This is a genomic window from Methylobacterium sp. J-068, assembly GCF_022829445.1.
Taxonomy (GTDB): domain Bacteria; phylum Pseudomonadota; class Alphaproteobacteria; order Rhizobiales; family Beijerinckiaceae; genus Methylobacterium.
The window spans coordinates 51,189-75,584 of record NZ_JAKSXY010000100.1 but is presented as its reverse complement, the minus strand read 5'-3'; the positions used below and the strand labels follow the sequence as shown (position 1 = coordinate 75,584).

General features: G+C 67.9%; 23 protein-coding genes. 12 read left to right on the top strand and 11 right to left on the bottom strand.

Translation table 11 applies throughout. The features are described from left to right. The first annotated feature begins 363 nt into the window (after positions 1 to 363). Positions 364 to 561 carry a type II toxin-antitoxin system ParD family antitoxin gene (locus MKK54_RS17265; RefSeq protein WP_244012433.1) on the top strand — a complete coding sequence of 66 codons (198 nt, stop codon included), beginning with the start codon at positions 364 to 366 and terminating at the stop codon, positions 559 to 561. Continuing rightward, positions 558 to 3,161 carry an ATP-binding protein gene (locus MKK54_RS17260; RefSeq protein WP_244012432.1) on the top strand — a complete coding sequence of 868 codons (2,604 nt, stop codon included), beginning with the start codon at positions 558 to 560 and terminating at the stop codon, positions 3,159 to 3,161. The genes MKK54_RS17265 and MKK54_RS17260 overlap by 4 nt, the downstream gene beginning before the upstream one ends. Positions 3,162 to 3,262: 101 nt before the next feature. Here MKK54_RS17260 and MKK54_RS17255 read toward each other — a convergent pair whose 3' ends face one another. Further along, positions 3,263 to 3,634, bottom strand: a complete 372-nt coding sequence (locus tag MKK54_RS17255; RefSeq protein WP_244012431.1) for a winged helix-turn-helix domain-containing protein — start codon at positions 3,632 to 3,634, stop codon at positions 3,263 to 3,265. Between the two features lie 398 nt (positions 3,635 to 4,032). Between MKK54_RS17255 and MKK54_RS17250 the strand changes: the two genes are divergently transcribed. From MKK54_RS17250 to MKK54_RS17230, 5 genes are all read left to right on the top strand, one after another. Next, a complete protein-coding gene (locus MKK54_RS17250; protein ID WP_244012430.1) occupies positions 4,033 to 4,485 on the top strand; it encodes a hypothetical protein in 453 nt (150 codons plus the stop codon). 11 nt (positions 4,486 to 4,496) lie between these two features. Further along, a complete protein-coding gene (gene modA / locus MKK54_RS17245) occupies positions 4,497 to 5,309 on the top strand; it encodes a molybdate ABC transporter substrate-binding protein (protein WP_244012429.1) in 813 nt (270 codons plus the stop codon). Next, entirely contained in the window at positions 5,306 to 5,998 is a 693-nt protein-coding gene (gene modB / locus MKK54_RS17240; protein WP_244012428.1) for a molybdate ABC transporter permease subunit, read from the top strand. Before modA ends, modB begins: the two co-directional genes overlap by 4 nt. Beyond that, positions 5,995 to 7,074, top strand: coding sequence for a molybdenum ABC transporter ATP-binding protein (gene modC, locus MKK54_RS17235; protein ID WP_244012427.1), 1,080 nt, complete (start codon positions 5,995 to 5,997; stop codon positions 7,072 to 7,074). The genes modB and modC overlap by 4 nt, the downstream gene beginning before the upstream one ends. Before the next feature lie 110 nt (positions 7,075 to 7,184). After that, positions 7,185 to 7,520, top strand: a complete 336-nt coding sequence (locus MKK54_RS17230; RefSeq protein WP_244012426.1) for a hypothetical protein — start codon at positions 7,185 to 7,187, stop codon at positions 7,518 to 7,520. A 708-nt stretch (positions 7,521 to 8,228) separates the two neighbouring features. On the opposite strand, the gene MKK54_RS17225 is transcribed toward MKK54_RS17230, so the two are convergent. The 6 genes from MKK54_RS17225 to dctP all read right to left on the bottom strand — a co-directional run bounded on the left by MKK54_RS17225 (position 8,229) and on the right by dctP (position 14,591). After that, positions 8,229 to 8,789, bottom strand: a complete 561-nt coding sequence (locus MKK54_RS17225) for a DUF3226 domain-containing protein (protein ID WP_244012425.1) — start codon at positions 8,787 to 8,789, stop codon at positions 8,229 to 8,231. Beyond that, a complete protein-coding gene (locus MKK54_RS17220) occupies positions 8,789 to 9,961 on the bottom strand; it encodes an AAA family ATPase (RefSeq protein WP_244012424.1) in 1,173 nt (390 codons plus the stop codon). The genes MKK54_RS17225 and MKK54_RS17220 overlap by 1 nt, the downstream gene beginning before the upstream one ends. Before the next feature lie 564 nt (positions 9,962 to 10,525). Beyond that, positions 10,526 to 11,524, bottom strand: a complete 999-nt coding sequence (locus MKK54_RS17215) for a dienelactone hydrolase family protein (RefSeq protein WP_244012423.1) — start codon at positions 11,522 to 11,524, stop codon at positions 10,526 to 10,528. 57 nt (positions 11,525 to 11,581) lie between these two features. Next, a complete protein-coding gene (locus MKK54_RS17210) occupies positions 11,582 to 12,934 on the bottom strand; it encodes a TRAP transporter large permease (RefSeq protein WP_244012422.1) in 1,353 nt (450 codons plus the stop codon). Then, complete coding sequence (locus MKK54_RS17205; RefSeq protein ID WP_244012421.1) at positions 12,931 to 13,575, bottom strand: TRAP transporter small permease; 645 nt, start codon at positions 13,573 to 13,575, stop codon at positions 12,931 to 12,933. Before MKK54_RS17205 ends, MKK54_RS17210 begins: the two co-directional genes overlap by 4 nt. After that, the gene (dctP, locus tag MKK54_RS17200) at positions 13,572 to 14,591 is read right to left on the bottom strand and encodes a TRAP transporter substrate-binding protein DctP (RefSeq protein ID WP_244012420.1); all 1,020 of its coding nucleotides are present in this window, start codon (positions 14,589 to 14,591) and stop codon (positions 13,572 to 13,574) included. The genes MKK54_RS17205 and dctP overlap by 4 nt, the downstream gene beginning before the upstream one ends. 180 nt (positions 14,592 to 14,771) lie before the next feature. Between dctP and MKK54_RS17195 the strand changes: the two genes are divergently transcribed. Together MKK54_RS17195 and MKK54_RS17190 are read left to right on the top strand one after the other, a co-directional pair. Beyond that, positions 14,772 to 15,428 carry a GntR family transcriptional regulator gene (locus MKK54_RS17195; RefSeq protein ID WP_244012457.1) on the top strand — a complete coding sequence of 219 codons (657 nt, stop codon included), beginning with the start codon at positions 14,772 to 14,774 and terminating at the stop codon, positions 15,426 to 15,428. Between the two features lie 181 nt (positions 15,429 to 15,609). Continuing rightward, on the top strand, positions 15,610 to 17,286 hold the full coding sequence (locus MKK54_RS17190; RefSeq protein WP_244012419.1) for a methyl-accepting chemotaxis protein: 1,677 nt from the start codon (positions 15,610 to 15,612) through the stop codon (positions 17,284 to 17,286). Between the two features lie 145 nt (positions 17,287 to 17,431). Here the strand turns inward: MKK54_RS17190 and MKK54_RS17185 are convergent, their stop codons facing one another. After that, a complete protein-coding gene (locus tag MKK54_RS17185; protein WP_244012418.1) occupies positions 17,432 to 18,343 on the bottom strand; it encodes a hypothetical protein in 912 nt (303 codons plus the stop codon). Positions 18,344 to 18,653: 310 nt separating this feature from the next. Here MKK54_RS17185 and MKK54_RS17180 point away from each other — a divergent pair, with 310 nt between their 5' ends. Both MKK54_RS17180 and MKK54_RS17175 read left to right on the top strand, forming a co-directional pair. After that, a complete protein-coding gene (locus MKK54_RS17180; RefSeq protein WP_244012417.1) occupies positions 18,654 to 18,890 on the top strand; it encodes a hypothetical protein in 237 nt (78 codons plus the stop codon). 66 nt (positions 18,891 to 18,956) lie between these two features. Next, positions 18,957 to 19,133 (top strand): ribosome modulation factor, encoded by a 177-nt coding sequence (locus MKK54_RS17175; RefSeq protein WP_244012416.1) that lies wholly within the window; start codon positions 18,957 to 18,959, stop codon positions 19,131 to 19,133. 71 nt (positions 19,134 to 19,204) lie between these two features. Here MKK54_RS17175 and MKK54_RS17170 read toward each other — a convergent pair whose 3' ends face one another. From MKK54_RS17170 to MKK54_RS17160, 3 genes are all read right to left on the bottom strand, one after another. Next, complete coding sequence (locus MKK54_RS17170; protein ID WP_244012415.1) at positions 19,205 to 19,903, bottom strand: GntR family transcriptional regulator; 699 nt, start codon at positions 19,901 to 19,903, stop codon at positions 19,205 to 19,207. A 157-nt stretch (positions 19,904 to 20,060) separates the two neighbouring features. Next, positions 20,061 to 21,539 carry a glucose-6-phosphate dehydrogenase gene (zwf, locus tag MKK54_RS17165; protein WP_244012414.1) on the bottom strand — a complete coding sequence of 493 codons (1,479 nt, stop codon included), beginning with the start codon at positions 21,537 to 21,539 and terminating at the stop codon, positions 20,061 to 20,063. A 158-nt stretch (positions 21,540 to 21,697) separates the two neighbouring features. Next, positions 21,698 to 22,564 (bottom strand): SDR family NAD(P)-dependent oxidoreductase, encoded by an 867-nt coding sequence (locus MKK54_RS17160; RefSeq protein WP_244012413.1) that lies wholly within the window; start codon positions 22,562 to 22,564, stop codon positions 21,698 to 21,700. Positions 22,565 to 22,705: 141 nt separating this feature from the next. Between MKK54_RS17160 and MKK54_RS17155 the strand changes: the two genes are divergently transcribed. Further along, the gene (locus tag MKK54_RS17155; protein ID WP_244012412.1) at positions 22,706 to 24,361 is read left to right on the top strand and encodes a murein L,D-transpeptidase; all 1,656 of its coding nucleotides are present in this window, start codon (positions 22,706 to 22,708) and stop codon (positions 24,359 to 24,361) included. Positions 24,362 to 24,396: the final 35 nt, after the last annotated feature.

Genomic DNA, 24,396 nt, shown 5'->3' with positions numbered 1-24,396 from the left:
CCGGTATGGTTACCGCTTCGTTAACGACCCGTGCTCAGGGGATGAAAGGCGCGCATTTTCCTGCGATCCGATGATCCTGGCGTCCTGGGATTGGGGATCGGCGCGCTCGGGCCGCCATCGGCAGCGCGTGCCCCCCGGTCCGCCTCCGTCCGGATCGATGAACCATCGGCCCGCCGCGACGATCCACGCGCCGGCGTCGACGGCCGGGGCCGTGCCCGACGAGGGGCACGAGGTCGCGCCGGCCCGCGACGCGGACCCGATGTCCCGGTGCGTGGGGTCCGCTCCCGGAAGCCCGGTGACCGGGCGTCGAGGCACGGGTTCGTCCGTGATTGATAACGCCCGCCGCTCGTGCCACAGGGCGCCATGTCCAGTACGCCGACGCGCTGCATCGCCCTGACCGGGGAGCTCGACGCCTCGATCCGGACGCGGGTCGCTTCGGGCCAATTCGCGCGCGCACGTGCGGGCGTCCGCGCCGCGCGCCACCGCACGATCGAGCGTGAGGCGACGATCCTCGGCGGGCGGCCGGCCCCTTCCCGCATCACCGGGGAGCCTGCACCGTGAGCGATCGTCCCACCCCGGTCGGCGACCCGATCCGGCTCGCCACGCTCGACGCCTACGACCTTCTCGACACGCCGCCCGAGCAGGGCTTCGACGACGTCGTGCGGCTCGCGACCCGGCTCTGCGCGGCACCGGTCGCCCTGATCAGTCTCGTCGCCGCCGATCGGCAATGGTTCAAGGCCCGCGTCGGATTTCCCTTGTGCGAGACCGACCTCGACCGTTCCGTCTGCCAGTTCGTGCTCTCGGAGCCCGGCCTCCTCGTCATCCCGGACCTCGGCGTCGACCCGCGCACCGCCGCCAATCCCCTCGTCACGGGCCCTCCCCACATCCGCTTCTATGCCGGAGCGCCGCTGCGCACGCCCGAGGGGCAGACGCTCGGCTCCCTCTGCGTCATCGACACCGTGCCGCGCCCGGAGGGGCTGACGGCCGCGCAGGCCGACGACTTGCGCGCGCTCGCACGGCAGGTCTGCGCGCTGATGGAGATGCGCCGCGCCGTCGACCGGCGCGAGGTCGCGCGCATGGAGCAGCGCGGCGTGATGCGGGAGCGGGAATCGCGCGACGCGCTGGCCCACAGCGAGGCGCGCTTTCGCACGCTGTTCGAGACGATCGACGAGGGCTTCTGCATCATCGAGTTCATCGACGGCCCCCATGGGCCGTCGAGCGACTACGTCCACGTCCTGGCCAACCAGGGCTACGAGCGCCAGACCGGAATCCCCGACGTCGTCGGCAAGACGTTGCGGGACATCGCGCCCGGCGAGGCGGAGGGCTGGCTCGAACTCTACGGCGGCGTCCTTCGAACGGGGAAATCGATCCGGTTCGAGCGCGCGTTCCCGGAGGTCGGGCGGCACATCGAGGTCTCGGCCGCCCGGATCGAGCCGGCGAGCCGGCGCCAGGTCTCGGTGCTGTTCCGGGACATCAGCGCGCGCAAGCGGGCGGACGCGGCCCTGCGGGCCAGCGAGGCCAGCGCCCGGGAGAACGCGGGACGGGTCCAGCTCGCCCTCGCGGCCGGCGCGATCGTCGGGACCTGGCACTGGGACATCCCGGCCGACCGCTTCACGGCCGACGAAGGCTTCGCGCGCAGTTTCGGGCTGGATCCCGAGCGCGTGCGCCTGGGCCTCGGCCTGGAGCAGGTCGTCGCCACCGTGCATCCCGACGATCGGGAGGCCTTGAACCAGGCCATCGCCGAGGCGGTGACGCGGGGCGGCGCCTATTCCCATCAGTACCGGGTCCGTCGCGTCGACGGACGGTACTACTGGGTCGAGGCGAGCGGCCGGGCCGACCACGCCGAGGACGGCACGCCGACGACCTTTCCGGGCGTCCTCATCGATATCGAGGAGCGGATCGCCGTCCAGACGGAGCGCGACCGGGCGGCGGCCGCCCTGGCGGCCCTGAACGAGACCCTGGAACAGCGCGTGGCCGAGCGGACGGACGAGCTGATGAGCGCGCAGGAGGCGCTGCGCCAATCGCAGAAGATGGAGGCGGTGGGCCAGCTCACCGGCGGGCTGGCGCACGACTTCAACAACCTGCTGGCGGGCATCTCCGGCTCGCTGGAACTGATGCAGACCCGGATGAGCCAGGGCCGCTTCAGCGACCTCGAACGCTACATGACGGTGGCCCAGGGCGCGGCCAAGCGCGCCGCCGCGCTTACGCACCGCCTGCTGGCCTTCTCGCGCCGGCAGACCCTGACCCCGAAGCCGACGAACGTGAACCGGCTCATCGCCGGCATGGAGGAGCTGATCCGCCGGACCATCGGGCCGGAGATCGCGATGGAGATGGTGGGGGCGGCCGGGCTCTGGCCGGCCCTGGTCGATCCGGGCCAGCTCGAGAACGCGCTCCTGAACCTCTGCATCAACGCCCGCGACGCCATGCCGGAGGGCGGGCGCATCACCATCGAGACCGCCAACAAGTGGCTGGATCGCCCCGCCGCGATCAAGCACGACGTCCCCGAGGGCCAGTACCTGTCCCTGTGCGTGAGCGACACCGGCACGGGCATGCCGCCGGAGGTCGTCGCCCGCGTGTTCGAGCCGTTCTTCACCACCAAGCCCCTCGGCCAGGGCACGGGGCTCGGACTCTCGATGATCCACGGCTTCACGCAGCAATCGGGCGGCCAGGTCCGGATCTATTCGGAGGTCGGCGCGGGCACGACCGTGTGCCTCTACCTGCCGCGCCACTACGGCGACGTCGAGGTGGACGACGTCGCGTTGACCCTCACGGAGGTCGCGCGCGCCCAGCAGGGCGAGACGGTGCTGATCGTCGACGACGAGCCCTCGGTGCGCATGCTGGTGACGGAGGTGCTGGAGGATCTCGGCTACACCGCCATCGAGGCGGCCGACAGCGTGGCGGGCCTGAAGGTCCTGCAATCGGACGTGCGCATCGACCTCCTCGTTACCGATGTCGGGCTCCCCGGCGGCATGAACGGGCGACAGATGGCGGATGCGGGCCGCGTCGGGCGACCGGACCTGAAAGTGCTGTTCGTCACCGGCTACGCGGAGAACGCGATCCTCGGCCACGGCCATCTGGAGCCCGGCATGGAGGTGCTGACCAAGCCTTTCCCGATGGAAGCGCTCGCGTCGCGGATCAAGGACCTGATCACCGCGCGCTGAGGTGGGCGGCATGGGGCACCCGGCAGACGCTGTATCCATTCCGATATGACACTCTACCGAATGCCGCGGGCCTTGGCTAAGGGTGCCCCGACGAGGAGGCGTCAGGTTTCTCCGGGCGGCGACAGGAGCCGCGCGAGGAAGGGGGCGGCCGCCTTCTCCGCCGCGCGCTCGATGGCCCGGTAATGCGCGACGAGGTCGGTCCCGAGGGGCGACAGGCGAGCCCCGCCGCCGGCCTTGCCGCCGACCTGCGCCTCGACCACGGGCTGTCCGAAGCCGGTGTTCATCTGGTCGATCAGCATCCAGGCCCGCCGGTAGGACATCCCCACGGCCCGGCCCGCGGCGCTGATCGAGCCGTGCTCGGCGATCATCTCCAGGAGAAGCACCTTGCCCGGACCGACACGATTGTCCGGTCCGATGTCGATCCGGATGCTCAGATGCGCCGTGGTTCGTTGCGCCATGTCCCGTTGCGCCATGTCCCGTCCCCGTGACCCAGGTGGCCCCGGCGCTCGCCGGTGATCGTCAGGCCGCCCCGATGGGCATCCCATCGCACGCTCGGCTCCCGACAGCCAAAATCTCACGGATGAGACCGTCTTCCCCTTGATCGAAGGCCAAATCCGCCATCCCGAAGGGATCGACCGGATTTGATATGAGCCGGCGTCCGGGTCCGCTTCCGCCCCGTTGCGAGGCCCGTGAACCGGGTGCCAAGCGTGGGACGCCATCCGCTGGACGCCATGCACGCGGTCGAGGCGGATGATCTCACCGGGGCGCCGGCGGCCCTAGCCAGGGCTATAGCCAGATGTATATAGCGCATCCGTGCCATGGATGCCGCTTCCCGGACAGCCGGGATCGGCCATTGCGGAGAGACGCGCGCATGTTCACCTGCACCGGCCATGCGGCCGCCAGCGCCGGGGCGCCGCTGACGGCCTTCACGATCGAGCGGCGCGCTTCCGGCGCGAACGATGTCGAGATCGTCTCTTGCGGCGTCCGCCCTTCGGACCTGCACCAGGCCCGCGACGCGGGTCAGAACACGCTCTCCCCCGGCGTTCCCGGCCACGGGAACGCCGATCTCGGCCTGCTCGAGCGCGACGGCACCCAGGTGCAGGTCGGCGCGCCGGAAAAGCCCCTCGACGTGAACGTGTTCCGCGTGATCCGGCGGCGGCGCGACTTCGCCGGCTCGCTCATCGGCGGTAACGGGATGATCCCCATCGACCGGATCGAGACCGCCGACGGCCGGATGCTCGAGAACGACGTGACGTATCGCGTCGCCATCGACACGGCTACGCTACCGAAAGCCGCCCGACGCGACCCCGCCCTCGAGTCCTAGGACCCTTCCCGATGCGTATCCTCACCCGCGCCGGCTTCCTGGCCGGCCTCGTCGTCGTCGGCCTCGTCTCGCCCTGCCTCACGGGCGCCGTCCCGGCACGGGCGGCGGAGCCCGCGACCGTGTTCGCCGCCGCGAGCCTGAAGAACGCCCTCGACGAGATCGCCGCCGCCTACGGAAAGACGGGCAAGCCGGCCCCGAAGATCTCCTACGCGGCCTCGAACACGCTGGCCAAGCAGATCGAGCAGGGCGCGCCCGCCGACCTGTTCTTCTCGGCCGACCTCGACTGGATGGACTACCTCGCCAAGAAGGATCTCATCCGGCCGGACACGCGGGTGAACCTGCTCGCCAACAGCATCGTGCTGATCGCGCCGAAGGAGTCGAGGGCGGAGGTCAGGATGGGGCCGGGCCTCGACCTCGCCGGGGCCCTGGGCTCGGGCCGGCTCGCCATGGGCAACGTCGAGGCGGTGCCGGCCGGCAAGTACGGCAAGGCGGCGCTGGAGAAGCTCGGCGCCTGGGCGGGCGTGAAGGACCGGGTCGCGCAGGCCGAGAGCGTGCGCGCGGCGCTCCTCCTCGTCTCGCGCGGCGAGGCGCCGCTGGGCATCGTCTATGCCACCGATGCCGCCGCCGACGCCAATGTGCGCGTCGTCGCCACCTTCCCGGCCGACAGCCACCCGCCGATCGTCTACCCGGTGGCGATCACGAAGGATTCGGTCAACCCCGACGCGGCGGCTCTCCTCGCCGACCTGCGCGGGCCGGCGGCCCGGGCCGCCTTCGAGAAGCAGGGTTTCACGGTGCTCGACCGTCCGGCCGCCGCCCGGCCGTGACCGACTGGCTGACACCGGAGGAATGGGCCGCGCTGCGGCTCAGCCTGCTCGTGGCCGGCACCGGCACGCTGGCGAGCCTGGGGCCCGGCCTCGGCGTGGCCTACCTGCTCGCGCGCGGCCGGTTCTGGGGCAAGACCGTGCTCGACATGCTGGTCCACCTGCCCCTGGTGCTGCCGCCGGTGGTGACCGGCTACCTCCTGCTCCTGGCCTTCGGCCGGCGCGGCACCTTCGGGGCGGCGCTGGCGGAGCTCGGCATCGTGCTCTCGTTCCGCTGGACCGGGGCGGCCCTGGCCTGCGCGGTCATGGGCTTCCCGCTCCTGGTGCGGGCCATCCGCCTCTCGATCGAGGCGGTGGACGTCCGGCTCGAACAGGCGGCCGGGACGCTCGGGGCGAACCCGCTCCAAGTCTTCGCCCTCGTGACGCTCCCGCTGATCCTGCCCGGCATCCTCGCCGGCCTGGTGCTCTGCTTCGCCAAGGCGATGGGCGAGTTCGGCGCCACCATCACCTTCGTGTCCAACATCCCCGGTGAGACCCAGACCCTGCCCTCGGCCATCTACACCCTGACCCAGGTGCCCGGCGGCGAGGCCGGGGCGATGCGGCTGACCCTGATCTCCATCGCCGTCTCGATGGTGGCGCTGGTGCTCTCCGAACTCCTCGCGCGCGGCGTCGCCCGCCGCCTCGCCGCATGAGCGCGCTCTCGGTCGCGGTCGAGCACCGGCAGGGCGCGTTCCGGCTCGATGCCGCCTTCGAGACGCCGGGCGGGGTCACGGCCCTGTTCGGGCGCTCGGGCTCCGGCAAGACCACGCTCGTCAACCTTATCGGCGGCCTCATCCGTCCCGACCGGGGCCGGATCGTCCTGGACGGCGAGACCCTGGTCGACACGGGCGCGCGGCGCTTCGTGCCGCCGCACCGCCGCCGCATCGGCTACGTGTTCCAGGACAGCCGCCTGTTCCCGCACCTCAGCGTGCGCGCGAACCTCCTCTTCGGGCGGCGCCTGGCGCGGGCCTCGGACGGGATCGGCTTCGACGACGTGATCGACCTCCTCGGGATCGCGCCCCTGCTCGGCCGCCGCCCGAACGGCCTCTCCGGCGGCGAACGGCAGCGGGTCGCGATCGGCCGCGCGCTCCTCGCCCGCCCCCGCCTTCTCTTGATGGACGAGCCGCTGGCCGCCCTCGACGAGACGCGCAAGGCCGAGATCCTGCCCTTCCTGGAGCGCTTGCGCGACGCGGCCCGGGTCCCGATCGTCTACGTCTCGCACGCGCTGCCCGAGGTGACCCGGCTCGCCGACCGCATGGTGGTGCTGGAGGAAGGGCGCGTCGTCGCGAGCGGCCCGGTCGACGCGGTGACGGCCCGGCTCGACGTGTCGACCCTGCGCGGCGCCCGGCAAGCCGGCGCCGTGCTGTCGGCCACGGTCGAGGGGCATGACCCGGCCTTCGCGCTGACGCGGCTCGCGACGCGCGCCGGTCCGCTCGACCTGCCTCTCCTCGACCGTCCGGTGGGGGCCTCCCTACGCATCCTCGTCTCGGCCCGCGACATCACGCTGAGCCTGCGCAGGCCGGAGGGAACGAGCGCGCTCAACATCCTGGCCGGCACCGTCGCGGAGATCGGCCCCTCGGCCGACGCCGATCCGATGGTCGAGCTGCGCCTGGATTGCGCGGGCGCGAGCCTCGTCGCGCGTCTCACGCGCCGCTCGCTCGCCGAACTGGCGCTGAGACCGGGGCTGCCCGTCTACGCCGCGGTGAAGAGCGTCGCGCTGCTCGACTGATCCGCTCGGGCGCGGGCGGCGCGCATGCGTCCGTCGGCGGCGGGACTCCGGCGCACGCGGTCTGGTATACGTGCCGCATGTCGTCCGCCGGAAGCAGGACAGGAGCCCCGATGACCGCGCTGGCATTTTCCGTTCGCGGTCCCGATGGCGATGTCCTGCACCGGATGGAGGCCACGAAGACCGTGCGCGGCCTCCGCTTCACCTGCACCTGCACGGAGGGACGGGAGGGCCTGCATTGCGAGCACCGGATCGCGCTCCTGCTCGGCGACGCCTCGCACCTCGTGGCGATCGACCCTGAGACCGTCGCGGCCCTGACCGCCCTCGCCAAGGGCTCGCCCCTGCTGCAGGCCGTGCATCGCCTCGCCCAGGCCGAGGCCGCCGAGGCGGAGGCGCGACACGACCTGGAGCGCGCCCGTCAGGTCCTCGCGACGATCCTCGCGGGATAGGTCGCGCCTGGTGCGATCGGTCCCGGCGCGGCGAGACGGCGGAGCGCTCGCCCCGCCGCGCGCGGTCGGGCCGCCGAGGATTTCGGCGGGCGGTACCGCCCGAGGTCCGACCGAACTGCCAGAATGGGACGCTGCCGTGTTCGGCGTTGCTCTGCTGTGCCGAGGTGTCGGCGTGGCTGCATCCGACCCAACCTAGCCGGCGGGAGCGACACGGGTGCTCACCCAAAGCGGTTGTTCGTTGACGGTCCCGCACCGTCGGCTCCACGTGTAAAGCTGGCTTTATCCCTCCGCCCGGAAGCGGAAATCCTGTATTCGACCCGATTGAGATGTGGGTACCGATGATGTCATTGTTCCGAAGAAGCCGCTATGGAGCTTTCCTTGCGGCGCAACAATAAGGGTACTTCATGCGAATCGAAATGAATCGCGTCAGTGCCGACGCCAAATGAGCCCGAATAGCTTCCTATCCGCCCCCTTAGCGGCCTCCGATTATGCGTCGGACCTCACGGCCCTTCTTTACGCCGCTCATGAACACGTAGCGCGTATAAGTTTGAACTATATATCAGCCAATTAGCTGACAGAGCATCGTGAGGCGACGTCCTATGCGAAGAGGCCCTTTAACCACGCCACGAAACGCTGATGCAGTTCGTGACCGCTGTCCAACAGATCATCTGTTACGACTTGCTTGATCCCTTGACCAGGTACCTTCTGCTAAGACATCCAAACAGACGTGATTGCTTTAATACGGTGAATTTCCTTGAATTTTATCTGCCCTGGTAGGGTTGCAATTGCTTTTTCCGCGTGAGCAATATCAGCGCGTTCGCTTCCGCGTGCAGTAGAATAGACCCAATTTTCGAGCATGCCTTCAGATTGGTTATCGGGCATGATCCACAATCCGATATCGCCTAAGCCATCATTGTTCTTGAAAACATAACCGCCCTGATCACCCACTCGTCTTCTGTCGCGGAATCCATCTTTTTCAATCTTTTGTGCAAAAAGCTCAAGCGTTTTTTCCACGCCCATCCCATGGGTGGCCGAGGTGTCAGCGTCGACGATCACTCCAAGACTTGCTATACTCCCATCATTCATCTGAGATATTAGCAAAGGCAATATTTTAAATATACCGCCCTTATTGTTGAATACCTTTGGGCCAGCAATATCTTGCGGACTAGCAACTTTGACAATCGTTGAAAGGCCTAAAGACCGACACATCGCTTCGAAAAAAAATTTGTCGTTCGGACCCTCAACCAACAGCACGCGATCCTGGCGCATTATCTTACCTCAAGATCAGACTGTTGAATCCCAAATAGCTGTCCTTCATCAAAGCTCGTTACGATCGTTTTTCCTCGATCAGACGATCTAACGCTTTTCCCGACTCGGAATAGCATTCCTTCGACTTGCTCGTCTTGCACTGCCACTTCAGAGAAAGTGGATATACAATCCCAGCTGTGGGTCGTAGCAAAAACCTGAAAATTAAATCTTTTGCTCATTTCAAATATAAATTCCCACAGCTTCTTCTGAGCGCTATAGTGAATTCCATTCTCAAACTCATCGATTAAAAGATGACCATTTTGTGCGTTGATTGTTTTCATGGCTAGGTTGAAGACGCGAAATGCGCCGTCACCTAAGCTGTTCAGCGGCATCGTTCCAGATATACCTCTTAGTTTCACCACTGGAATACGACGGTTCTCACGCGAACTAAAATCTAATCTACCATCTATCCTTGGAGAGAGGAAATTTTCAGACTCGATGAAAGCGAGAGCTTCTAGATCGGGGGCGACATAACGAATGGTTGACATGACCAAATCGCCCTTTGCAGTGAATAGGATTTTATCCCATTCACGAGCGAGTTCATCGTTTTGAACTGTCCTCGACGGTATGTAAGAATAGTTTTCCGGCTTGATAACTTCCATTGGCCGATAATTTCGTGGCGTATGATCAAGAAACAAGCGACGTTGGCGACCGCCCTTTTTTATCTCTAGGCCGGGCCGAAGAAGGCCTTGATGCGACGACAATTCATTATCGGTAACCTTTGTATACTTGGTTCGGGTCAGCTGTTTCTGAGAAGATGATGAAACGTATAGTTCTTCGACTTCTTTAAAAAATGCTCTATCTATACTCATCAGGCAATTATCATCGGCGCGATTTCCGATTTCGATCCTGTTAGTTTTCGAATGGCCTTCTTGGCGAGTAAAAAAATTGGTAAATGGAAATTGCCCTGCGGAACTGGTTTCTTCGTCGAAATAATAAGCTTGCTCATCGTGCTCATGAGCAATCTCTTCCAACAATGATCTGGTAGCGCCGCCGGCATAAATTCGAAGGGCCTCCAAAACAGAGCTCTTTCCCGAATTATTTCGCCCTACTATCAGATTTACTCGCCCTACTTTTGGGGCGTGAAAATTCTGCAGAGATCGAAAGTTCACTATGTCGATACGACTTAGCATCTTACTCTTTAACCATATGACGCCGGGGAGGAGCCATCCAAGGCTTCTGTTAAGCAGATCGTATCACAGGCTACCGGGTTAGGATAATGGGTCACTCCGATGCAATTGCAATTGTTCACCGGCGAATCCCAAAGTTAGTTCTCGTTTGCAATCCGCAAGAAGTAAGGGCTTATATCACAACCGTGACAGATGGCTGTCGCAAGAATTAATTAGCTATATTGCGTGCGAGATGGCGTGGTGCCCACTTTATCCCCCTGCTGCGTAGAAGGGGTCCGGCAGAAACCTGCTCAATCTGGTAGTTAGTATTTGCCTCGACAGCTCGGGGGCGGACTTTTAGAGAAGCGGCAAGGGGCCGCGAGCGGTCTCCGAGGTTATGTCTGCTTTGATATCTCTATGTTTCGAAAGCGGGCGGCCTGAAATCCACCCTTTGCGGACATCACTGGTGAGTACCAAGCCTAAGATCTTGATCACGAGGACAGGCCGGCTGAACCCCGTGCCGGTCCGCACGCGCGCCTCCTGAGAATGCGCGAGTGTCGAACCTTCGGCCCCCGTCGCTGCGCCGCCTCAGCGGGCCGCGAAGGCGGCGTTCAGGTGGTCGAGGGTGGTCTTCAGGGCTTTGGCGCGCAGGCCGGCATCCGAGCCGATATGCGGGCCCGTCTCGACGCAGGCATCCGTGTAGGCGAAGGGCGCGCCCGTCCGCGCGTTGACGATCCGGCCGCCGGCTTCCTCGCGCAGCGCGCAGTTGCGCACCGTCTGCGCGCCCGCCGCCACGATGGGCGTCGTCGGGCCGATGGGATTGTCGAAGACGTGCTGGCCGCCGTGGTAGACTTCCATGGCGACGTTCTTGCGGCCCGCCGCCGACAGGCGATCGAGATAGGCCATGCAGGCGGCGGCCGGATTGTAATCGTCGTCGCCCCCGGCCAGGATCCGGATCGGACTCGGGGAGACCTCCGTGTCGCCGAGGAACGCGATGGAGCAGTCGGGATAGACCGGCAGGTAGGCGGCCGGCCGGATGCCCGAGCGGTTCCAGGCCGCGTCGAACCGGGTCAGGCTGGCATAGAGCGCCGCCTGACCTCCGCGGGAGAACCCCATGATCGCCACCCGCTCGGGATCGACGCGGGGATGCCGGGCCAGCACCTCGAGGGCGCGGTAGATGTCGAGGACCATGGTGGTGCGGCCCAGCAGCGCCTGGTCGGTGTTGACGCTGGTGAGCCCACGGCCGCTGAAGGCGTCGATCGCGAAGGTGGAGTAGCCCCCGGCGTTCAGCTTGCGCTGCCAGAACTCGATGTTGCCGCCGAGGCCCCCGGACCCGTGCATCAGAATCACGGTCGGCAGGCGCTCGCTCCCCGCGCGGGCGATGCGCAGGGTGCCCGCGAGGGTGACCGGCTTGGCGCCCTCGCCGTTGCCGCTCAGGAACTGCGCGTCGGACAGGGTGAGGCTCTCGAACGCCCGGATCTCGACGCGGGGCGCGTACTCCGCCGCCTCGCCCGACTCGGCGTGGGCCGGGCCCGCGAGACCGGCGAGCAGGAGGAGACCGAACCGGGCGCTTCTCATGACGGGCATTTTCTCTCCGCGTGAACGAAACCCGGCCCCCGTTCGCGGGGGCCGGGGCCGGCGGGCTCAGCGCGTGGTGGGCAGGAGCCAGTTCGGCAGCCACATGGCGATGCCGGGCACGAGGCAGAGGATCAGGATCGCGATCCCCATCAGGATCACGAAGGGCAGCGTGCCCCAGATGATGTCCTTGAGCGGGATGTCGGGGGCGATGTTCTTGATGACGAAGATGTTGAGGCCCACCGGCGGGTGGATCAGCCCCATCTCCATGGTGATGGTCATCACCACGCCGAACCAGACGAGGTCGAACCCGGCGGCTTTCAGCGGTGGCAGGATGATCGGCGCCGTCATCAGGATGATCGAGACCGGCGGCAGGAAGAAGCCGAGCAGGATCACGAGGCCGAGGATCGTCACCAGCAGCACCCAGGGCGAGAGCTGCATCGCCACGATGGCCGAGGCCGCCGATTGCGAGATGTGCAGGTAGCTCATCACGTAGGCGTAGAGGAGCGACATGCCGATGATCAGCATCAGCATGGTCGATTCCCGCAGGGTCGCGGCGAGGATCGGGTTCACGTCCCTGGGGCGCCAGACGCCGTAGATGATCGCGATGAGGCCGAGCGCCAGGAGGCCGCCGAGGCCCGCCGTCTCGGAGGGCGTGGCGTAGCCGCCGTAGAGCGCGATCATCACGCCGGTGAGCAGGATGACGAAGGGCAGCACGCGCGGCAGCGTCGAGAAGCGCTGGCGCATGCTGTAGGTGTCCTCGGCCAGGATGGCGGAGGGCGTGCCGTGGCGCTCGTAGGCCTGCTTGGCGGCGGCGTATTCCGCGCGGAAGCGGTAGACCGACCAAGTGGCGAACAGGCCGACCAGGAGCAGGCCCGGCCCGATACCCGCGAGGAACAGGCGGCCCAGGGACTGCTCGGCGGCCACCGCGTAGAGGATCATGGTGATCGAGGGCGGCAGCAGGATGCCCAGCGTCCCGCCCGCCGCGATGATGCCGGCGGCGAAGCCCGGCGAGTAGCCGCGCTTCCTCATCTCCGGGATGCCCGCCGAGCCGATGGCCGAGCAGGTGGCGGGCGAGGAGCCCGCCATGGCGGCGAAGAGCGCGCAGGCGAAGACGTTGGCGATGCCGAGCCCTCCGGGGATGCGGTGCATCCAGGCATGCATGGCCGAGTAGAGGTCCTGGCCCGCCCTGGACCGGCCGATCGCCGCGCCCTTCAGGATGAAGAGCGGGATCGACAGCAGGGTGATGGAGGCCATCTCCTCGTAGACGTTCTGCGCCACCGTATCGAGGGAGGCGCCGGGCATGAAGACATACATGAAGGCCAGCGCCACGAAGCCGAGGGCGAAGGCGATGGGAATGCCGGCGAGCATCGCGCTGAGCGTCGCGCCCGCATAGAGGAAGCCGATGGCCGCGACGCTCATGGATGGGTGCCCGTGGTGAGGGGTTTCTTGCCGAGATCGGCGCCGAGGCCGACCTTCGGGTCGGCCCAGCCGGCCGCGCGCGGGCCGTAGGTCAGCGCCTCGACGATCTGGAGCACGAATTGCAGGCCGAGGAAGCTCATGCCCACCGCCATCAGGGCGTAGGGAATCCAAAGGGGCGGCCCCCAGGAGGATTGCGAGACCTGCCCGTCCACCCAGGCCTCGTGCAGCAGGGTCCAGCTCTTCCAGGCGAAGAACGTCACGAACACCACGCTGACGATGTCGGCCATCAGCAGGCGGGCGCGGTTGACGCGGGGCGAGAGCAGGCCGCTCAGCGCCTCGATCGCCACGTGGCCGCGCTTGGCCTGCACGGCGGCGGCCGAGAAGAAGGTCGCGCCCACGATGAGGAACACCGCCATCTCGTCCTGCCAGTCTGTGGGCTCGTGCAGGGCGTAGCGCACGACGACGCTGTAGCTGAGCACGAGGCAGGCGCAGACCAGGGCGAGGCCGCCGAGCAGCATGATCACCCGGTTGATGGCCTTCATGCCCCGGTCGAGATGCCCGAGCACGCCGGGAATCCGGGGCTCGGGCACAGCCTGCGCGGTCTCTGAAGCGGCCGAGGCCGCGTCGAAGGCGTGGCTCACGACACCTGCTCCGCCAGCTTGAGGAGCTCGGCGCAGCTCGCGGACTTGCCGGCGAAGTCCTTCCAGGCGGTGTCGCGGGCGATGTCGCGCCACTGGCCCAGCGTCTTCTCGTCAAGGTTCTGGACCTTGGCGCCGGCCTTGCCGAAGATCTCCTCGACCTTGGTGTCGTCGGCCTTGGCGCCGGCCTGCCCGAAGGGCTCGAGCTCGGCACCGATCGCCATGATCAGGTCCTGCTGGTCCTTGGGCAGGCGCTCGAACGCGATCTTCGACATCATGATCGGCTCCAGCATGAACCAGTAGGAGCGCTCGCGGCCCGAGGTCAGGGACTTCGCCAGCTCCTCCAGGCGGAACGAGATCAGGCTGGTGGACGAGGTGATGACCGCGTCGCAGGCGCCCGTCTGCATGGCGGCGTAGGATTCGCTCGACGGGATCGACAGGGTGGCCGCGCCCGCCTGCTTCATCATCAGGTCCATCTCGCGCGAGCCGCCGCGGACCTTGAGGCCCTTGGCGTCCGACGGCGCGTAGAGGGGCCGCTCGCGGCTGGCGACGCCGCCCGACTGCCAGACCCAGGAGACGAGGATGATGCCCTTCGCATCGAGGATCTCGGCGATCTTCCGGCCGACCGGAGCCTTCTTCCAGGCGATGGCCTGCTCGTAGGAACTCACCAGCGCCGGCATCAGGCCGATATTCATCTCCGCCACCTCGCCCCCCGCATAGGGCGAGGGATAGAGCGACAGGTCGAGCGCGCCCTTGCGCATGGCGCCGAACTGGGCGTTCGTCTTCATCAGGGACGACCCCGGATAGACCTGCACCTCCAGGGCGCCCTTCGAGCGCTCGGCCAGCATCGCGGCGAACTTCCGGCACATGCGATCGCGGAAATCACCCTCGTCGATGGTGCCGCCGGGGAACTGGTGCGAGAGCTTCAGGGTGGTGGCGGCCCGGGCGCGCGAGCCCAGGGACAGGAGGGCGGGGGCGGCGAGGCCGCCCGCAACGAGGGCACGGCGCGTCAACATCATGGCGTGTCACTCCTGGGCGGCCTCGGGCCGCTCCGTTTTTGCAGCGCAGCATTTATACTGCGGCGCACTTTGATTATACATGAAACGACGTCTTGTATATTTTGTCAACGCGAGGGAATAATGGTGGGCGGATGATTTTTGCGAGTCGGCGGGATTAAAATCATGCTGGGACCTCAGCGCATGAACCAATCGCGGCGCCTCCGGCAGACCATCGAGACCGAGATCGTGGATGGCCGCCTCGCCCTCGGCGCGCGGCTCGACGAGACCGAACTCGCCGAGCGCTTCGGGGTCTCGCGCACGCCGATCCGCGAGGCGCTGCTTCAGCTGGCGATGACCGGGCTCGTGGAGGTCAAGCCCCGCCGCGGCGCGATCGTCAGCGCGCCGGACCCGCAGCTCCTGATCGCGATGTTCGAGACGATGGCGGAGATCGAGGCCTCGTGCGGACGCCTCGCGGCGCGCCGCCTCGTGCCCGACGACGAGGCCGCCCTGAAGGCGGCCCTCGCCGCCTGCGCCCTGTCCGCCGAGGCCGGGGACCCCGAGACCTACTACGCGGAGAACTACATCTTCCACACGGTGGTGTACCGGGCCTGCCGCAACGGCTTCCTGGAGGAGCAGGCGCGCCAGCTGCACCGGCGGCTCGCGCCGTTCCGGCGGCTCCAGCTGCGCGCGCGGAACCGGCTCGGCCAATCCCTGGCCGAGCACGCGGCGATCGTCGCCGCCATCGTGGCGGGCGACGAGGCGGGCGCGTCCGACCTGCTGCGCGCCCATGTCATCGTGCAGGGCGACCGCTTCTCGGACCTCGTGGCGGGCCTGCGCTCGATCAACGCCGCCGCCTGATCCGGAAATCGCGTTCCGAGCGCCGCTTTTCCTAACCGTAAATCCCGGCCAAGACACTGTCGGATCTGAAATCTTTCCGCCGTGGCTCGATCCCGGCAAGGTTTGCGCAAGCCAATCTTAAGGTCCCTCCCATACCCGGGAACGTGTTGTCCCTCGCGACGCGGTATTTCGGCACCCCATCATGCGCCCTTCCCTCAAGTCGACGCTCATCGGCCTCTTCGGCCTGCTCGCCGTCATCACCACCGGGCAGGGCCTGATCTCGCTCGCCAAGGTCGACAGCATCGGCGACCGCATCACGGCCCTGTCGGACAACGTCCTCCCCTCGGTCGATGCCGCGCACGCGATGAACGCGCTGGTGATGCGCATCCGGCTCTGGCAGTTCCGCTACGTCATCGCCGACACGGCCGAGGAGCGCGCCAACAGCATCGCCCAGGCGGCGACGCTGACCCGGGAACTCGAGGCGAAGCGCACCGCCTACAAGGCCCTGGTCAGCTCGCCGGAGGAAGGGGCCCTCTACGACGACGCCACCGCCAAGCTCCGCCAGATGAACCAGGACTGGAGCCACCTCCAGACCCTCGACGCGGCCCGGCGCGACGAGATCCTGACGGTCTTCCGGGGGGCGATGAACGCCAATTACCTCGCCACCGGCGCCACGATGCGCAAGCTCGTGGCCATGAACAGCGAGGCCGGCCAGGCGGCCGGGACGGCCGCCCGCGCGGAGCAGGCCAGCGCCATGCGGGTCACCCAGATCATGCTCGGCCTCTCGGTCCTGATGGCGCTGGCCGCCATGGGCTATACGATCCTCGGCGTCACCCGGCCCCTCGGCGCGATGGCGCGGGCGATGCGGCGGGTGGCGGATGGCGGGGCCGAGGCCGAGATCCCGAGCGTCGGGCGCCGCGACGAGATCGGCGCCATGGCCGACGCCCTCGAGACCTTCCGCGCCAACCTCGTGCGCAGCCGCGCCCTGGAGGAGGAGAGCCGGCTTGCCCGTGCCGGGGCCGAGGCGCAGCGCAAGGCCGCGATGCGCGAGATGGCAGACGCCTTCGAGGGCGCCGTCGGCGGCATCCTCGTCCGTGTGACGGCGGCCGCGACCCAGCTTCGCGCCACGGCGCAGAGCATGGCCGGCACCGCCGCCGAGACGGCGGCGCAATCCGGCACCGTCGCGGCGGCGGCGGACCAGGCGGCCTCCAATGTCGGCATGGTGGCGGCGGCGGCCGAGGAACTCGGCGCCTCGGTGGGGGAGATCGGCCGGCAGGTCGACGGCTCGGCCACCCTCGCCCAGCGCGCCGTGGACGAGACCGCCCGCACCGCCGCGCAGGTGCAGGAGCTGAGCGCCGCCGCCGCGCGGATCGGCGACGTTGTGGCGATGATCGCGAGCATCGCGGGCCAGACCAACCTGCTGGCGCTCAACGCCACCATCGAGGCGGCGCGCGCCGGCGAGGCGGGGCGCGGCTTCGCGGTGGTCGCGGCGGAGGTCAAGGAACTCGCCAACCAGACCGCGCGGGCCACCGAGGAGATCAGCGGCCAGATCGGGCGCATCCAGGGCTCCACCGGCCACGCCGTCACGGCGATCGAGAGCATCAGCGGGCGCATCCGCGAGATCAACGCGGTCGCGACCTCGATCGCGGCGGCGGTCGAGGAGCAGGGCGCGGCGACGCAGGAGATCGTGCGCAACGTCAACGCGGCGGCCACCGGCACCGGCGAGGTGACGCGAAACATCTCCGGCGTCGCCGGGGCGGCGGAGGAGACCGGGGCCGCCGCGTCCCAGGTCCTGGCCTCGGCCTCCGAACTGTCTCGGGAATCCGAGCATCTCAGCGGCGCGGTGAGCCGCTTCCTCGATACCGTGCGGGCGGCCTGAGGACTGCCGGAAGTCTCATGCGTATGTGCGCGGTGCCCTCATCCGCCGACCGGGCACCGCAACCTCACCGAGCGATCGCGGCTAGCCGATGAGGTTCGGTGAAGCGGCTAAGGCGTCGGACGCCGGGCGGTTGTCGCATGGCCGTTCAACCGACGATCGGAAGCGGCCGGATGGTTCCCCTGCCGGACACTTCGGACGTGTCACCATATCGGTCCGCCACGATGGGACTCGCCGTGTCGACGACACATATTCCGGTCCCATCATTGAAGGTGATCGTCGTCGTCTCGACGAAGACGAACGCCTCGGCGGGAGCAGGACCCGTCGATGTCAGCGCCATGCGACCGGTGAGCCGAATATACGTTTTCTGCATCTGATGCAGCGCCTTCAGACAATCCTGGCGCATCAGATCATTCGACAGCTCGACGTCCTCACTTCGATTCTTGTAGTAATCGTCAGTCCCGTCACCGAAGAAGCAACCGAAGACCTCCGCGAGCAGGCTGCCAGAAAACCCGCCGAAGGCATGTTTTTCTTCCAGAGCGCGCGTCCCAGCGCCCTCGAAAGCGCCCTTCACACTGTCGAACCATTGCCGAACCGACCGATCGGTCAAGGTCAAGGTCTTGAAGTCGACGTCGATATTCGCTTCCGCTCCCGGCGCGACGGAGATCCCGACCTTGTTCAGCAGACCATATCCATTCTCGATGCGGAATGAACTGTAATCGGTCTGCTCGCTGCTTTCACCTGGAAAACTGACGAGATGCTTCGTCCTCGGCACAGAGTGATCGCCATGGGCAGGATCGGATACGGGGCACGCCGTATCAGCCAGAAGCAAGACCGTATCCAGGCCCGCGGCGATCTTCGATCCGTATCTGGGCACCTCCAGGACCGCCGCCTTGATGAAGGGAATACTGATCCTCATCAAGGGAGAGACTTTTCCGTAAGCCGTCCGGATGTCCCTCGATCGAGATCCGACTGTCTGTTGCGGATTCCTGGCGTAGAAGCTGTCAATCTCCGTCGCGACCTCCTGAGCGGACATAGACTGGGTGACTGTCGTGGCCATGAATCCGCCGTTCCCCATACTTCAGGTTAATCTAATTGATTTATTAACCTGAGGTTGCCGAACGAACAAGGTCAAAGCCACTCGGAAGCGGTTCGCCGAGCACGATGGCCTCCCCTGGCCCGGGTGTCGGACCAGGGGCTGACATTCGTCGAAGAAGCGTCGCGCTTGTCCACGGCCTGCGTCCTGGCAGAGCGGCTCATCGAATGTGTCCAGTTCAAGGTATTCGGTGCATGCGGGCCGCGCCTCTTGCCGGAGAACCATCGGCCGCGATGGGAGTGACGCCGCAGAGGAAACGAAAACGGAGAACACCGTGCGCATCGCAGCAGCCCTCACCGCCGCCGCCTTGGCCCTGTCCGTCTCGGGCGCCGCCTGGGCACAGGGCGCACCGGGCGGCAACGGCTCGGGCGGAAACGTGGCGGGCGGGTCGACCACCGGTCCCTCGGCCGCAGACACGCAGAATCGCGGCGCGACCACGGGCTCGACGATCGCGACCCAGCCGTCCGGGACCGGTGCGGCCGGGTCCGCGGACGGCGCGGCGGGTCGCTGAATCATCACGGATGGCAGTGGTCTCGCGGGGTCCGAGCCCCCGGAGACATGCCTCCAGGCTCACGTCATGCATCAACACCCGCCGGACGATCACCTCGACCATTACGCGCTGGGCTTCCACGCGCCCGGCAAGGGACTCGGCCGTGACGCCTGCCCCCATGCGAAGGGCACCGAGGCCCACGCGCAGTGGATCAGCGGATACGATGCCGCGCCGGAGGCGAAGGCGCGCGACGGGACAGCGTGACGCCGGCTCGCGACCGTCTTGCGCGGCGCATTCCCGATCCACCGTTCCGACGAAACCGACCGAATTCGGTTTCAGGCTTCGGAGGCCGTCGCCTCGCGGCGCGCCGCGCCGAAATTCTGCGCGATCACCGGGGTGCGGGCCCGGATATGGGCCCGCATGAGCACGGCGAGTGCATCGCCGTCGCGGGCGCGGAGCAGGCGGATCATCTGCTCGTGCTCGTCGACGGATTGCGCCCATTGCTCGGGCGTCTGGTGGACGGCGTAGCGCGAGCGCTGGATGCGCCCCGAGAGGCTGTCGTAGATGCCCCCGAGGGTGGCGTTCCGGCTCGCCCGCATCACCGCCTCGTGGATCGCGCGGTTGAGGGCGAAGTACATCCCCTCGTCGCCGGCCTTCCAGGCGGCCACCATGGCATCGTGGTCGCGCGAGATGCCCTCGATCTCGGCATCGGTGATGATGCGGCAGGCGAGATCGGCCGCGGTCGCCTCCAGGCCCGCGATCACCTCGATCATCTCCTCGATCTCGGATTGCGACAGGCTCGCGACCCGTGCGCCCCGGTTGGGCAGCAATTCGAGCAGGCCTTCCGTGGCGAGGATCTTGATCGCCTCGCGCAAGGGGGTGCGCGAGATGCCGAAGCGCTCGGTCAGCTCGCTTTCGTTGACCCGCGCGCGGGGCTCCAGCTCGCCGGAGCGGATGAGATCGCGCATTCGGTCGACGACTTCATCGTGGAGGTAGCGCCGGTTGATGCCGAGGCCCGTCTCGATCTTGTTCATGGGTCCGCGACGTCTGGATGAGGATAGGAACAATACTCTCTTCTGTTAATCGCCCGACTGAGGCCTGTCGAGGGAGTCCGGAACTATACCGCGCGCCTGCGCACAGGACCGAGCACCGCCGGCCGGCGGCGCTCGGCGTTCCCCGGGCGGACGCGGCTCAGCGGATCTCCTCGTGCCAGGTGCGGCCGTCGCGCTCGATCAGCGCGATCGCGGCGGTGGGCCCCCAGCTTCCGGCCGCGTAGGGGCGCGGCGCCTCGGGCCGGTCGGCCCAGGCCTTGAGCAGGGAATCGGCCCAGGCCCAGGCCACCTCGACCTCGTCGCGGCGCATGAACAGGGTGGCGTTGCCGCGCACCACGTCCATCAGCAAGCGCTCGTAGGCGTCGGGATAGCGCTGCTTGAAGGTCTCCTCGAAGGAGATGTCGAGGTTGGTCGGCCGCAGGCGCATGCCGCCGGGGCCCGGATCCTTGGTCATGACCTCGAGCTTGATGCCCTCCTCCGGCTGGAGCCGGATGACGAGGCGGTTCGGCTCACGCCCGAAGGATTCCGCCGGGAAGATCGAGAACGGCGAGGCGCGGAACTGCACCACGATCTCGGAGAGCTTCTGGGGCAGGCGCTTGCCGGTGCGCAGGTAGAACGGCACGCCGGCCCAGCGCCAGGATTGCACCTCCAGCTTCAGGGCGACGAAGGTCTCGGTCCGGCTGTCGGTCTCGCCCCCGAGATCGGCGCGGTAGCCATCCACCGGCTTGCCGCCGACGGCGCCGGGCGCGTACTGGCCGCGCACCGTGACGGTCTGCACGTCGTGCGGGGTGATGGGCTTGAGGGCGCGCAGGACCTTCAGCTTCTCGTCGCGCACCGAGTTGGCGTCCAGCGAGAGCGGGCTCTCCATCGCCATCAGGCAGAGGAGCTGAAGCATGTGGTTCTGCACCATGTCGCGCAGCGCCCCGGACGTGTCGTAGTAGCCCGCCCGGCCCTCGACGCCGACGGTCTCGCCCACGGTGATCTGGACGTGGTCGATCACGTCCGCCGTCCAGAGCCGCTCGAAGATGGTGTTGGCGAAGCGCAGCGCCAGCAGGTTCTGGACCGTCTCCTTGCCGAGATAGTGGTCGATGCGGAAGATCTGCTCCTCCGGAAACACCTTGCCGACGGCGTCGTTGATGGCGCGGGCCGATTTCAGATCCTTGCCGATGGGTTTTTCCAGGACGACGCGGGACTTCTCGCCGATCAGGCCGTGCTTCGCGAGGTTCTGGCAGATCGAGCCGTAGAGGTCGGGCGAGGTGGCGAGGTAGTAGGGCCGGACCTGGTCCGGGCGCTCGGCGAGCTTGGCGGCGAGGTCCTCCCAGCCCTCGTCGCCGGCCCCGTCCACCGCCACGTAGTCGAGGTGATCGAGGAAGGCGGCGAGCTTGTCCTCGCCGATGTCATCGGCCGGCACGAAGCGCTTGATCGCGTCGCGGGCGCGCTCGCGGAAGGCCTCGGCGCTCATCTCCGAGCGCGAGGCGCCGATGATGCGGCTCGTGCCCGGAATCTGACCGTCCTTGAAGCGGTAATACAGGGCCGGCAGGAGCTTGCGCGTGGTCAGGTCGCCGGTGGCGCCGAAGACGACGCAGTCGAAGGAGGCGACGGGGATGATGGTGGCCAAGGGCGGCTCCCGTTCGGTTTGCACGATGGTCTGCAAGCAAGTCGGTCTGCAGGCGCGGGCTGCGGAGATTCGCATCCGCTGTGTCGGCCGACCGGCACCCCGATGCAAGGCGTCCGCCACGCATGGCGGGTGCCGGCACGGGAACCCCGCGCGGCCGCTCAGCCCGCGCTGAAGCGGCGGAACGCCTCGGCGTGGTCCGGGTGCCAGCGCGACAGGGCCGGGCGGTTCTCGACGATGTCGCCGGCCGCCCAGGCGATGCGCGTCTCGTCCTGCGCCCGCGTGGTCTCGTTGTCGGGGCACAGGATGTAGAAGTCGCCGCGCGTCAGCCCGGCGATCAGGAACGCCACCGTCTCGTCCGGAGTCCAGGCGCCCTCGGGCTTCTCGGCGACGCCGCGTGCCTTGGTCAGGCCGGTATAGACGAAGCCGGGAATGAGCAGGTGGGCGCTGATCCGCGCGCCCTCACCGCTCCGCAACTCGTGCGCCAGCGCCTCGGTGACGACCTTCACGCCCGCTTTCGACACGTTGTAGGGCGTGTTGCCCGGGGGCGTGGTGATGCCCTGCTTCGAGCCCGTGACCACGATGGCGCCGGGCTGCCCGCCCGCGATCATTCCGGGCGCGAAGGCCTGGATGCCGTTGATCACGCCCCAGAGGTTGGTGTCGAGGATGCGCGCCCAGGTCCCGGCATCCGAGAACAGTTTTCCGCCGGCCTCGATGCCGGCGTTGAGCATCACGAGGGCCGGAGGGCCGTCGGCCGAGGCCGCCTCGCGCAGGGCGTCCATGGCGTCGCGATTCCCCACATCCGTGGGCAAGGCCCGGACGGGCGCGCCCCCGGAGGCCGCCGCCGCCACGGTCTCGCGCGCCGCGTCGAGGGCGTCTCCGGGCAGGTCGGCGAGCCAGACGGCCATGCCTTCGGCGGCAAAGCGCGTGGCGGCGGCGAGCCCGATGCCGCTCGCCGCTCCCGTGACGACGGCCGCGGCGCCGGGGCGGAGGGCGGGGTGTCGGGGCGAATCTGGGCTGTCCGTCATGTGGGGAACGCTCCCGTGTGCGGTTTCGCGCCTGAGGTAGGGCGGGCGCCCCCCTGCGTCAGGGGCGCGTCCGAACCGGCAGGGGATTGGTAACCAACGCCCCGCATGGTCGGAGGCGATTGTCGGTTTATGGGGTTCGCGATGCTTTCGCGCCACACGCTCTTCGTCACCGCCCTGTGCGCGAGCCTGTCGCCCCTGGGCCTCGCGGCGCGGGCCGAACCGGCCCCCGTGGATGCGGCCCCGAAGGCCACGCCGAAGGCCGACGCCCCGCGCATCGACCCCCAGGCCGCCGCCGCTCCGGCGACGCCCGCCATCCAGGCCATCGTGCCGGCGGGCACGCCCAACGCCGAGACCCTGGCCAAGGAGGCGGCTCCGAAGAAATCGCGCGAGCTGCCGCCCCTCGTCGTCGCCCGCGTCTCGTCCGATCCGGTGCCGACCTTGAGCCCCGCGACCTTCCTCGACACCCTGAAGATGGCCGACCGCTATCAGGCGCTCGCCGATGCCGGCGGCTGGGCGAGCCTGCCGCCGGGGCTGGTGGTCAAGCCCGGCGCCCGCGATCCGGCGATCCCCGCGCTGCGCAAGCATCTCGCCCTCGTGGGCGACCTGGCCGCCGACACGCCCGTGTCGGACGCTCTCGACGCGCCCCTGGTGGTGGCGCTGAAAAGCTTCCAGGCCCGGCACGGGCTACCCGAGACCGGCTTCCTCGGGCGCCAGACCGTGGCGGCGCTGAACGTGCCGGCGGCCACGCGCCAGCGCCAGCTCGCCGCCTCCGCCGCCCGACAGATCGGCTCGAACTTCGCTTACGGCGACCGCTACGTGGTGGTGAACATCCCCTCGGCCACCGTCGAGGCCGTGGACCACGGCGTGGTGGTGCGCCGCTACGTCGCCGTGGTGGGCAAGCCCGACAAGGCGACGCCCCGCATCGAGGCGCGCATCACCGACGTGAACCTCAACCCGACCTGGACCCTGCCGGTCTCCATCATCAAGAAGGAGATCATCCCCAAGATGCGCAAGGATCCGGGCTACCTCGCCCGCGAGCGCATCCGCATCCTCGGGCCCGGCGGCACGCAAGTCGACCCCACCGCCATCGACTGGTCGAGCGAGAAGGCGGCGAACTACACCCTGCGGCAGGATTCCGGCCTCGACAATTCGCTGGGTCAGGTCCGCATCGACATGCCGAACAAACAGGCGGTCTACATGCACGACACGCCGTCGAAATCGCTGTTCGCCCGCGAGGTCCGGTTCCACTCGCATGGCTGCGTGCGCGTCGCCCAGGTCAAGGAACTCGCGGGCTGGCTGCTGGAGGGCACGCCCGGCCCCAACGGCGCCGGCTCGACCTGGGGCCCGATCGAGATCGAGACCAGCATCGCCACCAACGAGCGCCTGGACATCAAGCTGCCCAAGCAGATCCCCGTGACCTTCGTGTATCTGACCGGCTACGCCACCCCGGACGGCCGCGCGCATTTCCGCGACGACATCTACGGCATCGACAGCCCGATCGCGCCGATGCCGGAGGTGGCGACCACGGGGGCGATCGGGCCCAAGGCGGCGGTGCCGCCGGGCAAGACCCTACCAACAACCCAGAAGACCGTTCTGCCCCAGAAGACCGTCCCGCTCGAGAAGACCGGTGCGTCGGGGGGTGCCGCGAGCAGATCGGACGCGGCCGGTCCGGCGCCGGCCAAGCCGCGCGCGGGCAAGGTCGAGGCCGGTCTCGCGGCTCCCGCGGCGCCGCCGAGCGATGTCCCGGTGCCGCCCGGCCTGATTCCCATCCGGGCGGCGCGCCCGGTCATGAACTGACGGCTCCCCGCGCCCCGGCAGGCCGGGTGCGCACC

Bases quoted from the DNA above. Each gene is read 5' to 3' on its own strand.
- MKK54_RS17210 (WP_244012422.1), bottom strand. From the start codon at position 12,934: ATGAGCGTCGCGGCCATCGGCTTCCTCTATGCGGGCGCGACGCTCAGC.
- MKK54_RS17255 (WP_244012431.1), bottom strand. From the start codon at position 3,634: ATGGCGCAACGGGACATGGCGCAACGAACCACGGCGCATCTGAGCATC.
- MKK54_RS17155 (WP_244012412.1), top strand. From the start codon at position 22,706: ATGCTTTCGCGCCACACGCTCTTCGTCACCGCCCTGTGCGCGAGCCTG.
- MKK54_RS17225 (WP_244012425.1), bottom strand. From the start codon at position 8,789: ATGCGCCAGGATCGCGTGCTGTTGGTTGAGGGTCCGAACGACAAATTT.
- MKK54_RS17175 (WP_244012416.1), top strand. From the start codon at position 18,957: ATGCATCAACACCCGCCGGACGATCACCTCGACCATTACGCGCTGGGC.
- MKK54_RS17215 (WP_244012423.1), bottom strand. From the start codon at position 11,524: ATGCCCGTCATGAGAAGCGCCCGGTTCGGTCTCCTCCTGCTCGCCGGT.
- modA (WP_244012429.1), top strand. From the start codon at position 4,497: ATGCGTATCCTCACCCGCGCCGGCTTCCTGGCCGGCCTCGTCGTCGTC.
- MKK54_RS17160 (WP_244012413.1), bottom strand. From the start codon at position 22,564: ATGACGGACAGCCCAGATTCGCCCCGACACCCCGCCCTCCGCCCCGGC.
- MKK54_RS17220 (WP_244012424.1), bottom strand. From the start codon at position 9,961: ATGCTAAGTCGTATCGACATAGTGAACTTTCGATCTCTGCAGAATTTT.
- MKK54_RS17195 (WP_244012457.1), top strand. From the start codon at position 14,772: ATGAACCAATCGCGGCGCCTCCGGCAGACCATCGAGACCGAGATCGTG.
- MKK54_RS17170 (WP_244012415.1), bottom strand. From the start codon at position 19,903: ATGAACAAGATCGAGACGGGCCTCGGCATCAACCGGCGCTACCTCCAC.
- dctP (WP_244012420.1), bottom strand. From the start codon at position 14,591: ATGATGTTGACGCGCCGTGCCCTCGTTGCGGGCGGCCTCGCCGCCCCC.
- MKK54_RS17190 (WP_244012419.1), top strand. From the start codon at position 15,610: ATGCGCCCTTCCCTCAAGTCGACGCTCATCGGCCTCTTCGGCCTGCTC.
- MKK54_RS17185 (WP_244012418.1), bottom strand. From the start codon at position 18,343: ATGGCCACGACAGTCACCCAGTCTATGTCCGCTCAGGAGGTCGCGACG.
- modC (WP_244012427.1), top strand. From the start codon at position 5,995: ATGAGCGCGCTCTCGGTCGCGGTCGAGCACCGGCAGGGCGCGTTCCGG.
- MKK54_RS17250 (WP_244012430.1), top strand. From the start codon at position 4,033: ATGTTCACCTGCACCGGCCATGCGGCCGCCAGCGCCGGGGCGCCGCTG.
- MKK54_RS17265 (WP_244012433.1), top strand. From the start codon at position 364: ATGTCCAGTACGCCGACGCGCTGCATCGCCCTGACCGGGGAGCTCGAC.
- MKK54_RS17230 (WP_244012426.1), top strand. From the start codon at position 7,185: ATGACCGCGCTGGCATTTTCCGTTCGCGGTCCCGATGGCGATGTCCTG.